The following is a 13433-nucleotide window of genomic DNA, read 5'->3' on the forward strand; positions in this document are numbered from 1 at the left end:
TTTTTTTACCTGAATAGTTAATTAATTATTCGATGCCTTTCTAAATTTTTCCGTTATTGTTGAGTGCAGCAAAATCCGGCTCCGGGCAATTCTGACCAAAGTTTTCTGCCCATGGGAACGGCGCGCCGTTTTTCACGTAGCGCTTGTACAGACGTCGTGCTGATTGGGGATCCTGAGCCCATATCCAGCCTGTCGCATTGCACAGTACGGCGGCATAGGCCTGTGATTTTCGCGGCAATAAATCGGCGGCTTTCTCTGCAAGTTTCACCGCCTGCCAGCGATAGTGCATAAAGTGGTTATCCTGCTTGGGTTGCGATAGTTGAACGCGATGCTGTTCACCGGCGCTAATCCATGATTTGATGGTTGGATCAGCTTCCGGACCCCAGCTGTAATACGGCCATGAATACCAGCCCTCATAGAGCGCAAAATCCGGCGCCATCTCATAGCCCGTCAATTCCATCCCCTGATGGCGCAGAATCAGGGCGGCCTGCCACCATGCCTTTGCCTGAGCTGTTTTTTGCCCGTTTTTCGGCAGGGTATTGATAAACGCCTGCGCGGCATCACGATTCTCCTGAAGGGCAAAATAAGTCAGCGCTTTTTGATACTGCCCTTCACGCATCAGGCGGCGGGCGAGCAGGGTGCGTAGCCTGACGTCCACACTATAGCGCTCTGCATTTTCTGACTTATTGAGCAACGAAGGCGAAGGTGCGGGGACATATTTATCTACAAACGCGATAAGCTCTTTTAGCGTCAGTACCCGCTCGGCAATTTGCGCTAAATCCGGCCAGTAGCTCTCTTTGGTCTTGTACATCAGACGCATCGCTTCCAGATAATCGTTGCGATTCAGCGCCAGTATCGCCTGTTCGGCATTAATACGGCAGGACGGAATAACAAACTCATCGCCGACAATTTCATTATTATCCGGCTGGGGACCCCACGCTTCGTTTGTCGGAAAGGACGCGGCGGCTTTTGCATACCATGCGGTCGCGGCTTTCACATCGCCATCTCGCAGCGCCATTTTGGCTTGTACCCACGAGGTTAGCCCATTTTCTTTGGCATTTTTCAGCAGTAGCGTCACCAGAGGGTACTGACCATTACGGTAGGCGAGGGCGATCAGACGATCGCTGCCGGGCATGTCGTGATTGACCTTCCGCGCCAGTTTCGCTATCAGCGCATCATGGTAATTATTGATCTCTTTCTCATCATAGGGCCTGGGTTCTGGTTCGTATAAGGAGTTGGAGGAGCGAGTGAAAAAACTCGCAATAAGCAGTTGCTGAATAACCGGATCGTCAATGCCTGGCTGCAGGAAGTTCTCGTTTTCCGGATGGCTCAGAATGTCGGCGGTGTAGCGTAAAGAGAGGCTGCCGGTGGGCGAACCCTGAGCCGCCTGCTGGGCGTAGAGGTGGGCCGCGGCAAGCGGTTCACTTTGCCAGTGTTTGATGCGTCCTTGCTGACCGAGGCTGGCCAGCGAGAGCTGTTCCGGGTCTTCTTGTCCATTGCGCACAGCGTCGATAATTTGCTGATAAAGTTCGAAAGCTTCACGCAGCTCCTGCTCGTTACCGTGAGAATTATTGCTATCGGAAAGCGGATACCCGGTCTCAGAGCGACGCACTGGGTAATCCCCCATTAAATCCCGGGCCAGCGAATAGCGTGCCTTTAGCCCCCATTCACCCTGCTGATCTACAGGAAGCGCTATCACCTGGCGAAAGTTGTCGCGCGCCCGGCTATCGCGTTGGGTAAATGCGATGGCGCCAAGTACATAAAAACGGCTCGCGGTCGGTAGACCCTCGGCCATTTTTTCCGCCGCTTCTACCGAGCCGTTGGTGCGGATCTCTTTGATTAAAATGTCCTGCGCGGAAGGCGGTGCGGGTTTATCGCCAGACGTATCACGCCATTGCGGCAGACGCGGATCGGCAGGCACCAGGCGGCTACTCTCTAAATCAAAGCTCCCCTCCGGGAGATAAAGCAGATTAGCGTTACGGTTTTGCAGTAAATAGTTGGGGAAGTACGGCCCGCAGGCATGGCTATTGATGGCGACCAGCGCGGTGGTCAGGAGCACGGCCAGAGGTAATTTACGGGTTAACATGAAACTCTCCTTGTGGTGGCGATGGGCATCTTGCCCAGCCGATGGCCCGCGTCTGCCCGGCGCGCAGCAGAGCCGGGGAGGTCAGGTAAAATGTCTGCTCGTCAAAGCGGTAGCTGCCCACACCGTCCGCGGCGAGGCAATCTTCAGTCTGCAACGTAATGCTTGCCGGGAGCGGCGCATCAATGTCGCCCGCATTTTTAATCGCCAGTTCGTAGAGCGTGGAGTCTGCGCTGGCGCTCGTTTTGTCAGGAAACGCCAGCCACTGCCAGCGGGTGGTTAATGGCCGGTGGTGGATAACCGCTTCCAGGGTGGAAAGCGACCAGGCGCGGCTGTCGCTCTCCAGCGGCAGGCGGAACCAGGCTATGCCCGCAAGGTTTTTGGGCTGATGCTGTTCGAGTTCGCGGGTAAAGGCGTCGATTTGTGGCGGCGATACGCTGAGTTCTTGTTTCTCGCCCGCGATGCCCAGCGGTGACTCGCTTTCTACCCGAGCGGGCTGTCCGGGTGTGGAAACCAGCGCAGAACCATAGGCCGGGAGCGCCAGGTAATACGGGTGTGGGGAGACCAGAGCATATTGCCTGCTCCAGCGCAGTGCTTGCACCGGGTCAAACAAACCTTGTTGCGGCGACAGGACGCTGTGCAGTTGCAGCACGGAACGGTCGACCGTTGCCAGTAGCGCAGGAAGCTGTGGCGAAGAGAGCCACGTCGGAAGCGCGGTCACGCTAAGCGCCATCTCTGAAGGCAGCGCCTGGCGTAATGCAGCAAGTAGACGCTGGTATTCGACGAGGCGCGAGGTGGGCGCATCGTAATCTATTTCTATCGCGGTGAGGTTCACGCCAGCGCTGCGCCAGCGGGCGATGATGCTTTGAATCTGCGGTAAAATCGCCTCCGCATCCAACTGCGTCAGGCTACTGTCGAGGCGAACCACCAGCCACACCGGGCGGCCATCCTGCTGTAATAATGATGTGTCGACCCGGGCAATGCGCAAACCTTCCTGGGGATGGATTTGCAGCCCCAGTACGCGCAAAGTGGAAAAAAGATCGTGGCTTTGACGCAACGCCGTTTCATGCCCGGCGTTCCAGACTCGCTGCCAGATATAGACCTGGCTGTCGGCAACAGAATGACGGCTGACAGCCAGTAAAAGAAACAACAGCATGAAAAAACGAGCGTGCATCATGGCAACAATCCTTGTGGCCTGGCTTTAATAACAGCCTATTTTGATTGAAGTTTCTTCTCCGCCTTCGCTAGCTCTTTAACCAGCGGCAGCATAATCTTCATCACATCGCGACTGCGCTGCGCAATCCGGCCCGGCAGGGCTTTATCAATATGCTGCTGGTTATCCAGTTGCACGTTGTGCCAACTGGTGCCGTCGGGGAACGAACGGGATTTCGCGCGCTGCTGGTAGCCATCGTTGCGCCCGAGAGACCAGTTAGTGGCTTCCACGGATAGCACCGGGATCCCAGCCTCATCAAACACACTGGCATCATTACAGCAACCGGTTCCCTGCGGATAGTCCGGGTTTTTACCGGGATTGCTGGATGCGGTAATCCCTTTGCTACGGGCGATGGTCAATGCCCGGTCGCGGGTTAGTTTACGTACCGAGGCTGGCGTGCTGCGACCGCTATTAAAATAGAGCTTGTCGCCGACGACCAGGTTATCGAGATTAATCACCAGCAGGGTGTTTTTCTTTTCAGCTTCACTCATGCGTTTGAGCATATTCTGCGCCCCGAGACGACCTTCTTCTTCACCGCTGGTCGCAACGAAGCGGATTCCATAACGGGTAGGGACGTTCTTTAACTGCTCAGCAAGTTCCAGCATGATGCCCAGTCCCAGCGCGTTATCATCGATACCCTGCAACGTCAGGCCGCCAAGGTTATTTTCGACGTCGGCATCGGTCTGCGGTGCGTAGGTATCAAGGTGCGCCATGATAATAATCTGCTGGCGATCTTTACCTTCATGCGCGGCAATAACCGTGCTGCCGGTAACGTTTTGCCAGTTTTTGCGCTGATCGTTGTTGGTGTAAATGTAACGAGTGTTAAAGCTGCGAATATCGCTTTTATAGCCCATTTGTGTGAACTGCTGGCGCAGATAATCTGCCGACAGCATTTCGGCGGGCGAGCCGGTCATTCTTCCGGGAAAAACGGTAGCGATGTGACGAGCCTGCGCATTGGCGGTGTCGCCCAGGGCGCTCAATGCCGGGGCGGCGGAGAAGACAAAACCTGCGCCCAACGCCAGGGGGAGCAGGCGATGGCACAATGCGGAAAACATAGGGGGTCCTTACACGATCAAAACAATTTTACCCGCGTAGTATGAAACTGTGACCGAGGTTAAACAATTTCAATCGCTCTTAAATCCCGGAAAAACCGCGTGTTAAGCACTTTTTGATATTTGCTTTTCCAGGGCGTTATTCCTTTGAGTAACAACTCATTCCATTTCGTAATTTCATTTGCTCTAACCCGCACCCTATAGTCGCTCTATGACTGATTGTAAGAGAGTTGTTGCGCTGTGGACTACTTGCCGATATTTGCCGAATTGAAAGACAGACCCGTACTGGTTATCGGCGGTGGCGAGATTGCCGCACGCAAGATTACTTTCCTGCTGCGCGCCGCAGCAAAGGTGCAGATTGTTGCTGACGCGCTGATTTCAGAACTTGCTGAGAAGGTTGAGCGTCAGGAAATTCAGTGGCGGGCAACCGCATTTGCAGAGCAGCAGCTTGATGATGTTTTCCTGGTGATTGCCGCAACCGAAGACGACGAGCTGAACCAGCGCGTTTTTGCTGCGGCGAACGCACGCTATCGGCTGGTCAACGTGGTGGATAATCAGGCACTGTGCTCGTTTGTATTCCCGTCAATCGTCGACCGCTCCCCGCTGATGGTGGCTATCTCTTCGAGCGGTAAAGCGCCGGTTTTGTCGCGCATTTTGCGTGAAAAAATTGAGGCGCTGCTGCCGACTAACCTGGGGCGGATGGCTGAAGCGGCAAGCTACTGGCGTCACCATATAAAAAATCACCTTAAAACCACCGCCGAACGCCGCCGTTTTTGGGAACGCGTGTTTACCGGCCGTTTTGCCAGCCTGATGCTGGCAGGCAACAACGCTGAAGCGGAAAAGGCGCTGGAAGAAGAACTTAAACAGCCGGAAAAACGCACTGGAGAAATCATTCTTGTTGGGGCAGGCCCGGGCGATGCTGGGCTGCTGACTCTGCGTGGCTTGCAGGCGATTCAGCAGGCTGATGTGGTGTTTTACGACAACCTGGTTACCCCAGAGGTGCGTGAGCTGGTGCGCCGTGACGCGGAGCTGATCTGCGTTGGCAAAAGTGCTGCTGGCAGTTCTGTGCTCCAGCCGGAAATTAACCGCATGCTGGTGGACGCGGCAGAAGAGGGCAAAACGGTGATTCGCCTGAAGGGCGGCGACCCGTTTATTTTTGGCCGCGGCGGCGAAGAGCTACAGGCCGCAGCAGAAGCGGGCATTCCGTTTCAGGTCGTTCCTGGCGTCACGGCAGCAGCGGGCGCGACGGCTTATGCCGGTATCCCGCTTACGCATCGCGATTATGCCCAGAGCGTGACCTTCGTCACAGGACACTTCAACGCGGAAAACTCTCCGCTCGACTGGGCGCGGTTAGCGCAAAGCGGTCAGACTCTGGCGATTTACATGGGCAGCCTGAAGGCAGCGGAAATTAGCGCTCAGTTGATCGCCCATGGTCGCGACCATGACACCCCGGTAGCGGTCATCTCTCGCGGGACTCGCACCGATCAGCAAGTGAAGACCGGCACATTACAACAACTCGAAAACCTGGCGAAAGACGCCCCGATGCCCGCGCTGCTGGTGGTGGGTGAAGTGGTGCAATTACATCAACAGCTCGCCTGGTTTCAACACTCGACATCCTCTGAAGCTTTTAAAGCTTCTGTGGTAAATCTGGCTTAAGGAATGGTTATGGACCAAAAACGACTCACTCACCTGCGGCAACTGGAGGCGGAAAGCATCCATATCATTCGTGAGGTGGCCGCCGAATTCTCTAACCCGGTGATGATGTACTCCATCGGTAAAGACTCCAGCGTGATGCTGCATCTGGCGCGTAAAGCGTTTTATCCCGGCACTCTGCCGTTCCCGCTGCTGCACGTCGATACCGGCTGGAAATTCCGTGAGATGTACGAATTCCGCGACCGTACCGCTAAAGCCTACGGCTGTGAGCTGCTGGTACATAAAAACCCGGAAGGGGTAGCAATGGGCATAAGTCCATTCGTGCACGGTAGCGCTAAGCACACCGACATTATGAAAACCGAAGGTCTTAAGCAGGCGCTGAACAAATACGGTTTTGATGCCGCGTTCGGCGGCGCACGGCGTGATGAAGAGAAATCCCGCGCCAAAGAGCGTATCTACTCTTTCCGCGATCGTTTCCACCGCTGGGACCCGAAAAACCAGCGTCCGGAGCTGTGGCATAACTATAACGGCCAGATTAACAAAGGCGAAAGTATTCGCGTGTTCCCGCTCTCCAACTGGACCGAGCTGGATATCTGGCAGTACATCTATCTGGAAAATATTGAAATCGTTCCGCTGTACCTGGCGGCAGAGCGTCCGGTGCTGGAACGTGACGGCATGCTGATGATGATCGACGACGATCGTATTAATTTACAGCCCGGCGAGATGATCAAAAAACAGATGGTGCGCTTTCGTACCCTCGGCTGCTGGCCGCTGACCGGCGCGGTGGAATCCAACGCGCAAACGCTGCCGGAGATCATCGAAGAGATGCTGGTCTCCACCACCAGCGAACGACAAGGGCGCGTGATTGACCGCGACCAGTCAGGCTCCATGGAGCTGAAGAAACGTCAGGGTTATTTCTAAGGAGCCGCCATGAATACCACTATTGCACAACAAATTGCCGATGAAGGCGGAGTTGAAGCCTACCTGCATGCCCAGCAGCACAAAAGCCTGCTGCGTTTTCTGACCTGCGGCAGCGTCGATGACGGTAAAAGTACGCTGATTGGCCGGCTGCTGCACGACACCCGACAGATTTACGAAGATCAGCTCTCTTCGCTGCACAATGACAGCAAGCGTCACGGTACTCAGGGCGAGAAGCTCGATCTGGCGCTGCTGGTGGATGGCTTACAAGCCGAGCGCGAGCAGGGCATTACTATTGACGTGGCCTATCGCTATTTCTCCACCGAGAAGCGCAAATTTATTATCGCCGACACCCCGGGGCATGAGCAGTACACCCGTAATATGGCGACCGGCGCATCGACTTGCGACCTGGCGATCTTGCTGATCGACGCGCGTAAAGGCGTACTGGATCAGACACGTCGCCACAGTTTTATCTCCACTCTGCTGGGGATCAAGCACCTGGTGGTAGCGGTGAACAAAATGGATCTCGTCGATTTTAGCGAAGAGACCTTTAACCGCATTCGCGAAGAGTATCTGACTTTCGCCGAACAGCTGCCGGGCAATCTGGATATTCGCTTTGTGCCGCTGTCAGCCCTGGATGGGGACAACGTTGCCAACCAGAGCGACAAAATGCGCTGGTACAGTGGCCCAACGCTGCTGGAAGTGCTGGAAACCGTTGAAATTCAGCGCGTGGTGGAAAGCCAGCCGCTGCGCTTCCCGGTACAGTATGTTAACCGTCCTAACCTCGATTTCCGCGGCTTTTCCGGTACCGTGGCGTCCGGCACCGTGACGCTCGGTCAGCGTCTGAAGGTGCTGCCGTCGGGCGTGGAATCCAGCGTCGCGCGTATCGTCACCTTTGACGGTGACCTGCCGCAAGCGGGCGCCGGGGAAGCAATCACTATTGTACTGAAAGACGAAATCGATATTAGTCGTGGCGATCTGCTGGTTGATGCAGCGGTCTCTCTGCCTGCGGTGCAGAGCGCCAGCATCGACGTGGTTTGGATGGCGGAACAAGCGTTGACCCCAGGCCAGAGCTACGACATTAAAATCGCCGGTAAGAAAACCCGCGCGCGTATCGATGGCGTTCGCTATCAGGTGGATATCAATAACCTGACCCAGCGTGAAGTAGAATCGCTGCCGCTGAACGGTATTGGCCTGGTGGATTTGACCTTTGACGAACCGCTGGTACTGGATAAATACCAGGATAACCCGGTGACTGGAGGGCTTATCTTTATCGACCGTCTGACTAACGTCACCGTTGGCGCGGGCATGGTACGCGAACCGAACGAGCAGACGCAAACGGGCGCTTCGCAGTACAGCGCGTTTGAGCTTGAGCTGAACCAGCTTGTTCGTAAACACTTCCCGCACTGGGACGCTCGCGACCTGCTGGGAGGCAAATAATGGCCCAGCATGACGAAAACGTCGTCTGGCATGCGCATCCGGTGACCCAGGAGCAGCGCGAGCAGCATCACGGCCATCGCGGCGTGGTGCTGTGGTTCACCGGGCTTTCGGGCTCGGGGAAATCCACCGTTGCCGGCGCGCTGGAAGAGGCGCTGCATCAGCTTGGTGTGAGCACTTATTTGCTGGATGGTGATAACGTGCGTCATGGCCTGTGTAGCGACCTTGGATTCAGCGATGATGACCGCAAAGAAAACATTCGCCGCGTGGGTGAAGTGGCGAAGCTGATGGTCGATGCCGGGCTGGTTGTATTGACGGCATTTATATCTCCGCATCGTGCGGAGCGGCAAATGGTGCGCGAGCGGCTAGGCGAAGGGCGCTTTATCGAGGTTTTTGTCGATACGCCGCTGGCTATCTGCGAGGCGCGGGACCCGAAAGGCTTATACAAGAAGGCGCGGGCGGGGGAATTGCGTAATTTTACCGGGATTGATTCAGTATATGAATCCCCGGAGAGAGCTGAAATCCATCTCGACGGTGAACAATTGGTAACAAATTTGGTGCACCAACTATTAGACCTGCTCCGACAGAGCGATATTATCAGATCCTGAAACGGCGACGGCATCGATGGGTGCCGGTCGCCCGGTCAACAGGATTCGATATGCGTAATACCCAGAACATAACTATTTTTCGCTCAGAACCGCCCCCTGTGGCTAATGACGAGACCACATGGTCTCTGTCAGGCGCTGCCGTGGGTTTTATCTCATGGCTGCTGGCGCTGGGTATTCCCTTCCTTATTTATGGCGGTAACACGCTATTTTTCCTCCTCTATACCTGGCCCTTCTTCCTGGCAATCATGCCGGTTGCTGTGGTGGTCGGGATCGCGCTGCATTCCCTATTGGACGGTAAACTTCGCTACAGCGTTGGTGCGACGATTTTGACCGTCGGACTGATGTTCGGTTTGCTGTTCCTCTGGTTGCTGGGATAGTCCTTTTTGCAAATGAATCTAGCCTGGGTATCAACGGTAAAAATGTGGTACAGTCCCCCGCGTTACGCGGCGTCGTCCGCGCGTCAGAGTAGAGTACTCGGGCGAGTTATGGGATGATGATGCCGTTTTTCAGGGGGCAGGATGGGTAAATTAACGCTGCTATTATTGGCTTTGCTGGTCTGGCTGCAGTACTCGCTTTGGTTCGGCAAAAATGGTCTGCATGACTATAGCCGGGTTAATGACGATGTCTCCGCTCAGCAGGCAACCAATGCCAAATTAAAAGCACGCAACGATCAGCTGTTCGCCGAAATTGACGACCTCAATGGCGGCCAGGAAGCTATCGAAGAACGTGCGCGCAATGAACTCAGTATGACCCGCCCGGGCGAAACGTTTTATCGTCTGGTGCCGGATGCGTCAAAACGCAACCAGGCGGCGGGACAACAGCAGAATAATCGATAGACAGGCCCAGGATTACGACATGGCAGCCACTTTTCCGGGCGTTTGCGCCGTGGTGCCGGCAGCCGGTTTTGGCCGCCGCATGCAAACGGAATGCCCGAAACAATATCTCTCAATCGGTAACAAAACGATTCTCGAACACGCGGTTGCCGCGCTGTTGGCGAACCCGCGTATTCAGCGAGTGGTGATTGCCGTCAGCCCTGGCGACGTGCGCTTTAGCCAGCTGCCGTTGGCGAATCATCCCCAAATTACCGTCGTTGATGGTGGCTCCGAGCGCGCGGACTCCGTCCTCGCTGGCCTGAAGGCGCTGGATGAGGCTGATTGGGTGCTGGTGCACGATGCCGCGCGCCCCTGTCTGCATCAGGACGACCTCAGCCGCCTGCTTCAGCTGTGTGAAACCAGCCGAGTGGGTGGCATTCTGGCGGCTCCGGTTCGCGACACCATGAAGCGCGCGGAGCCGGGTAAAGTGGCGATAGCCCATACCGTCGAGCGCAACGATTTATGGCATGCGCTGACGCCGCAATTTTTCCCTCGTGAGCTGCTTGTTGATTGCCTGACGCGCGCGCTCAATGAAGGGGCGACCATTACCGATGAAGCCTCGGCGCTGGAGTACTGCGGCTTCCATCCTGAACTGGTTGCCGGACGAGCTGATAATATTAAAGTGACGCGCCCGGAAGACCTGGCGCTGGCCGAATTTTACCTTACCCGTTCCCGACACCAGGAGAAGGCTTAATGCGAATTGGACATGGTTTTGACGTACACGCTTTTGGCGGTGAAGGCCCAATCATTATTGGTGGCGTGCGCGTGCCTTATGAAAAAGGGCTGCTGGCACATTCCGATGGCGATGTGGCACTGCATGCGCTAACCGACGCGCTACTGGGTGCGGCTGCACTGGGCGATATTGGCAAGCTGTTCCCGGACACTGACCCGGCTTTTAAAGGGGCCGATAGCCGCGAGCTGCTGCGCGAAGCGTGGCGACGGATTCAGGCGAAGGGCTATAGCCTTGGCAACGTCGACGTTACCATCATCGCCCAGGCACCGAAAATGCTGCCGCATATCCCGCAGATGCGCGTCTTTATCGCAGAAGATCTGGGTTGCCATATGGACGACGTTAACGTCAAAGCCACGACGACCGAAAAGCTGGGCTTTACCGGACGCGGCGAAGGCATCGCTTGTGAAGCGGTGGCGCTATTGCGTAAGGCTGACAAATGATTGCGTTTGACGAACTCACTTATCTGCATGGAAAACCGCTGGCTCAGGGGCTGCTAAAAGCGAACCCGGAAGACTTTGTGGTGGTTGAGGATCTCGGCTTTGAGCCTGACGGTGAAGGCGAGCACGTGCTGGTGCGGATTCTGAAAAATGGCTGCAATACGCGTTTTGTTGCTGAAGCTCTGGCAAAATTCCTTAAAATTCATGCGCGTGAAGTGAGTTTTGCAGGGCAGAAGGACAAACACGCGGTCACTGAACAGTGGCTGTGTGCCCGAGTGCCGGGTAAAGAGATGCCTGACCTGAGCAAATTTCAGCTCGAAGGCTGCCAGGTTCTCGAATACGCGCGCCACAAGCGCAAGCTACGTCTGGGGGCACTGAAAGGCAACCAGTTCACTCTGGTGCTGCGTGAAGTTAGCGCCCGTGATGATGTCGAAAAGCGCCTGCAGGCGATTGCTGATCAGGGCGTTCCGAACTATTTTGGCGCTCAGCGCTTTGGTATCGGCGGTAGCAATTTGCAGGGTGCCCTGCGCTGGGCAGAGAGTGGTGCGCCGGTGCGCGATCGCAATAAACGCAGTTTTTGGTTGTCGGCGGCCCGCAGTGCATTGTTTAATCAACAGGTTGGTATTAGATTAAAAAAACCGGAATTTAATCAGGTTGTTGATGGCGATGCGCTACAATTAGCGGGGCGCGGAAGCTGGTTCGTTGCGACCTCTGAAGAATTTGCGGAACTCCAGGTACGGGTTGATAACCGTGAACTGATGATCACTGCTGCGCTTGTGGGTAGCGGTGATTGGGGAAGTCAACGGGATGCGCTGGCCGCCGAGCAGGCGGCAGTAGCCGAAGAGACGCAGTTACAGGCGCTTCTGGTGCGTGAAAAAGTGGAAGCGGCTCGCCGGGCGATGCTGCTCTACCCGCAGCAGATGAGCTGGAACTGGTGGGATGACGTCACCGTAGAACTGCGTTTCTGGCTGCCAGCAGGCAGCTTCGCTACCAGCGTGGTAAGGGAGCTTATCAATACAACGGGTGATTATGCGAATATTGCTGAGTAACGATGACGGGATTCATGCGCCAGGGATTCAGACCCTGGCAAAGGCCTTACGGGAATTCGCTGAGGTTCAGATAGTTGCACCTGATCGTAATCGCAGCGGAGCATCGAACTCCCTGACGCTGGAATCCTCACTACGCACCTTCACTTTCGATAATGGCGATATCGCCGTGCAGATGGGCACACCGACGGACTGCGTTTATCTCGGCGTTAACGCCCTGATGCGCCCGCGTCCGGATATCGTCGTTTCCGGTATTAACGCCGGGCCCAACCTCGGCGACGATGTTATTTACTCTGGTACCGTAGCCGCTGCAATGGAAGGCCGCCATCTGGGCTTTCCGGCGCTGGCCGTGTCGCTAAACGGCTATCAGCATTATGACACCGCCGCTGCGGTCACCTGCTCTATTCTGCGTGCATTAAGCCGCGAGCCGTTGCGCACCGGGCGCATTCTCAATATCAACGTACCGGATCTGCCTCTTGAGCAGATTAAAGGTATTCGCGTGACCCGCTGCGGCAGCCGTCATCCTTCCGATCAGGTGATTCCGCAGAAAGATCCGCGCGGCAATACGTTGTACTGGATTGGGCCGCCAGGCGAAAAGTACGATGCCGGGCCGGATACCGACTTTGCGGCCGTGGATGAAGGCTACGTTTCCGTCACTCCGCTGCATGTCGATTTAACCGCCCATAGCGCACATGAAGTGGTTAGCGGCTGGTTGGAACGCGTCGGAGTTGATACGCAATGGTAAGTAAACGTGTTGAAAGTCTTCTCAATCAGCTTCGCACTCAGGGCATTGTCGACGAGCGCGTACTGGACGCTATCGCTCAGGTGCCGCGAGAAAAGTTTGTTGATGAAGCCTTTGAACATAAAGCGTGGGAAAACACGGCATTGCCGATTGGTCAGGGGCAAACTATCTCGCAACCCTATATGGTAGCGCGGATGACCGAGCTTTTGACGCTAACGCCAGACTCAAGGGTGCTGGAGATTGGCACAGGTTCAGGCTATCAAACGGCAATACTGGCGCATATGGTGCACCATGTCTGCTCGGTTGAGCGGATTAAGAGTTTACAGTGGCATGCGCGCCGCCGCCTGAAACAACTTGATTTACATAATGTTTCAACCCGTCACGGCGATGGGTGGCAGGGTTGGCACGCGCGTGCGCCGTTTGACGCGATTATCGTTACCGCGGCACCGCCGGAAATTCCGGCCGCACTGCTGGCGCAATTGGATGATGGCGGCGTGCTGGTATTGCCAGTGGGCGAAGAGCATCAGTTCCTGAAGCGGATCCGTCGACGCGGCAACGAGTTTGTGATTGATACTGTCGAAGCCGTGCGCTTTGTTCCCCTTGTCAAAGGGGAGCTGGCCTGAACCCGGATTATTCCAG

General features: G+C 55.7%; 14 protein-coding genes. 11 read left to right on the top strand and 3 right to left on the bottom strand.

What is annotated here, in order from left to right:
- Positions 1-40 precede the first annotated feature (40 nt).
- The 3 genes from QVF11_RS15240 to QVF11_RS15250 are packed head-to-tail and all read right to left on the bottom strand — an operon-like array spanning position 41 to position 4351.
- Positions 41-2086, bottom strand: coding sequence for a hypothetical protein (locus QVF11_RS15240; protein ID WP_287858063.1), 2046 nt, complete (start codon positions 2084-2086; stop codon positions 41-43).
- Positions 2073-3260: a DUF3142 domain-containing protein gene (locus QVF11_RS15245; protein ID WP_287858065.1), complete on the bottom strand. Its 1188-nt coding sequence runs from the start codon at positions 3258-3260 to the stop codon at positions 2073-2075. Before QVF11_RS15245 ends, QVF11_RS15240 begins: the two co-directional genes overlap by 14 nt.
- Before the next feature lie 35 nt (positions 3261-3295).
- Positions 3296-4351 (bottom strand): aminopeptidase, encoded by a 1056-nt coding sequence (locus QVF11_RS15250; RefSeq protein WP_112213860.1) that lies wholly within the window; start codon positions 4349-4351, stop codon positions 3296-3298.
- A 246-nt stretch (positions 4352-4597) separates the two neighbouring features.
- On the opposite strand from QVF11_RS15250, the gene cysG reads away from it, so the two are divergent.
- The 11 genes from cysG to QVF11_RS15305 all read left to right on the top strand — a co-directional run bounded on the left by cysG (position 4598) and on the right by QVF11_RS15305 (position 13417).
- On the top strand, positions 4598-6004 hold the full coding sequence (gene cysG, locus QVF11_RS15255; RefSeq protein ID WP_287858172.1) for a siroheme synthase CysG: 1407 nt from the start codon (positions 4598-4600) through the stop codon (positions 6002-6004).
- A 9-nt stretch (positions 6005-6013) separates the two neighbouring features.
- Entirely contained in the window at positions 6014-6922 is a 909-nt protein-coding gene (gene cysD / locus QVF11_RS15260) for a sulfate adenylyltransferase subunit CysD (RefSeq protein WP_112213858.1), read from the top strand.
- 9 nt (positions 6923-6931) lie between these two features.
- Positions 6932-8359 carry a sulfate adenylyltransferase subunit CysN gene (cysN, locus tag QVF11_RS15265; RefSeq protein WP_110275847.1) on the top strand — a complete coding sequence of 476 codons (1428 nt, stop codon included), beginning with the start codon at positions 6932-6934 and terminating at the stop codon, positions 8357-8359.
- The gene (cysC, locus tag QVF11_RS15270) at positions 8359-8964 is read left to right on the top strand and encodes an adenylyl-sulfate kinase (protein WP_142514524.1); all 606 of its coding nucleotides are present in this window, start codon (positions 8359-8361) and stop codon (positions 8962-8964) included. The genes cysN and cysC overlap by 1 nt, the downstream gene beginning before the upstream one ends.
- Before the next feature lie 50 nt (positions 8965-9014).
- Positions 9015-9341 (top strand): DUF3561 family protein, encoded by a 327-nt coding sequence (locus QVF11_RS15275; RefSeq protein WP_110275845.1) that lies wholly within the window; start codon positions 9015-9017, stop codon positions 9339-9341.
- Positions 9342-9482: 141 nt separating this feature from the next.
- Positions 9483-9800 (top strand): cell division protein FtsB, encoded by a 318-nt coding sequence (ftsB, locus tag QVF11_RS15280; protein ID WP_004104977.1) that lies wholly within the window; start codon positions 9483-9485, stop codon positions 9798-9800.
- Positions 9801-9819: 19 nt separating this feature from the next.
- Positions 9820-10530, top strand: coding sequence for a 2-C-methyl-D-erythritol 4-phosphate cytidylyltransferase (ispD, locus tag QVF11_RS15285; protein WP_112213856.1), 711 nt, complete (start codon positions 9820-9822; stop codon positions 10528-10530).
- A complete protein-coding gene (gene ispF, locus QVF11_RS15290; protein ID WP_110275843.1) occupies positions 10530-11009 on the top strand; it encodes a 2-C-methyl-D-erythritol 2,4-cyclodiphosphate synthase in 480 nt (159 codons plus the stop codon). The genes ispD and ispF overlap by 1 nt, the downstream gene beginning before the upstream one ends.
- The gene (truD, locus tag QVF11_RS15295) at positions 11006-12055 is read left to right on the top strand and encodes a tRNA pseudouridine(13) synthase TruD (protein WP_142514523.1); all 1050 of its coding nucleotides are present in this window, start codon (positions 11006-11008) and stop codon (positions 12053-12055) included. The genes ispF and truD overlap by 4 nt, the downstream gene beginning before the upstream one ends.
- A complete protein-coding gene (gene surE, locus QVF11_RS15300; protein WP_110275841.1) occupies positions 12036-12797 on the top strand; it encodes a 5'/3'-nucleotidase SurE in 762 nt (253 codons plus the stop codon). Before truD ends, surE begins: the two co-directional genes overlap by 20 nt.
- Positions 12791-13417 carry a protein-L-isoaspartate(D-aspartate) O-methyltransferase gene (locus QVF11_RS15305; RefSeq protein ID WP_112213854.1) on the top strand — a complete coding sequence of 209 codons (627 nt, stop codon included), beginning with the start codon at positions 12791-12793 and terminating at the stop codon, positions 13415-13417. The genes surE and QVF11_RS15305 overlap by 7 nt, the downstream gene beginning before the upstream one ends.
- The last annotated feature ends 16 nt before the right edge of the window (positions 13418-13433 follow it).

The organism is Klebsiella sp. (assembly GCF_027492335.1).
GTDB lineage: Bacteria > Pseudomonadota > Gammaproteobacteria > Enterobacterales > Enterobacteriaceae > Klebsiella > Klebsiella huaxiensis.

Excerpts from the sequence above, each read along its gene's own strand:
- QVF11_RS15275 (WP_110275845.1), top strand. The coding sequence starts at position 9,015 with ATGCGTAATACCCAGAACATAACTATTTTTCGCTCAGAACCGCCCCCT.
- surE (WP_110275841.1), top strand. The coding sequence starts at position 12,036 with ATGCGAATATTGCTGAGTAACGATGACGGGATTCATGCGCCAGGGATT.
- cysC (WP_142514524.1), top strand. The coding sequence starts at position 8,359 with ATGGCCCAGCATGACGAAAACGTCGTCTGGCATGCGCATCCGGTGACC.
- truD (WP_142514523.1), top strand. The coding sequence starts at position 11,006 with ATGATTGCGTTTGACGAACTCACTTATCTGCATGGAAAACCGCTGGCT.
- ftsB (WP_004104977.1), top strand. The coding sequence starts at position 9,483 with ATGGGTAAATTAACGCTGCTATTATTGGCTTTGCTGGTCTGGCTGCAG.
- ispF (WP_110275843.1), top strand. The coding sequence starts at position 10,530 with ATGCGAATTGGACATGGTTTTGACGTACACGCTTTTGGCGGTGAAGGC.
- cysD (WP_112213858.1), top strand. The coding sequence starts at position 6,014 with ATGGACCAAAAACGACTCACTCACCTGCGGCAACTGGAGGCGGAAAGC.
- QVF11_RS15245 (WP_287858065.1), bottom strand. The coding sequence starts at position 3,260 with ATGATGCACGCTCGTTTTTTCATGCTGTTGTTTCTTTTACTGGCTGTC.
- QVF11_RS15250 (WP_112213860.1), bottom strand. The coding sequence starts at position 4,351 with ATGTTTTCCGCATTGTGCCATCGCCTGCTCCCCCTGGCGTTGGGCGCA.
- QVF11_RS15240 (WP_287858063.1), bottom strand. The coding sequence starts at position 2,086 with ATGTTAACCCGTAAATTACCTCTGGCCGTGCTCCTGACCACCGCGCTG.
- cysN (WP_110275847.1), top strand. The coding sequence starts at position 6,932 with ATGAATACCACTATTGCACAACAAATTGCCGATGAAGGCGGAGTTGAA.
- QVF11_RS15305 (WP_112213854.1), top strand. The coding sequence starts at position 12,791 with ATGGTAAGTAAACGTGTTGAAAGTCTTCTCAATCAGCTTCGCACTCAG.
- ispD (WP_112213856.1), top strand. The coding sequence starts at position 9,820 with ATGGCAGCCACTTTTCCGGGCGTTTGCGCCGTGGTGCCGGCAGCCGGT.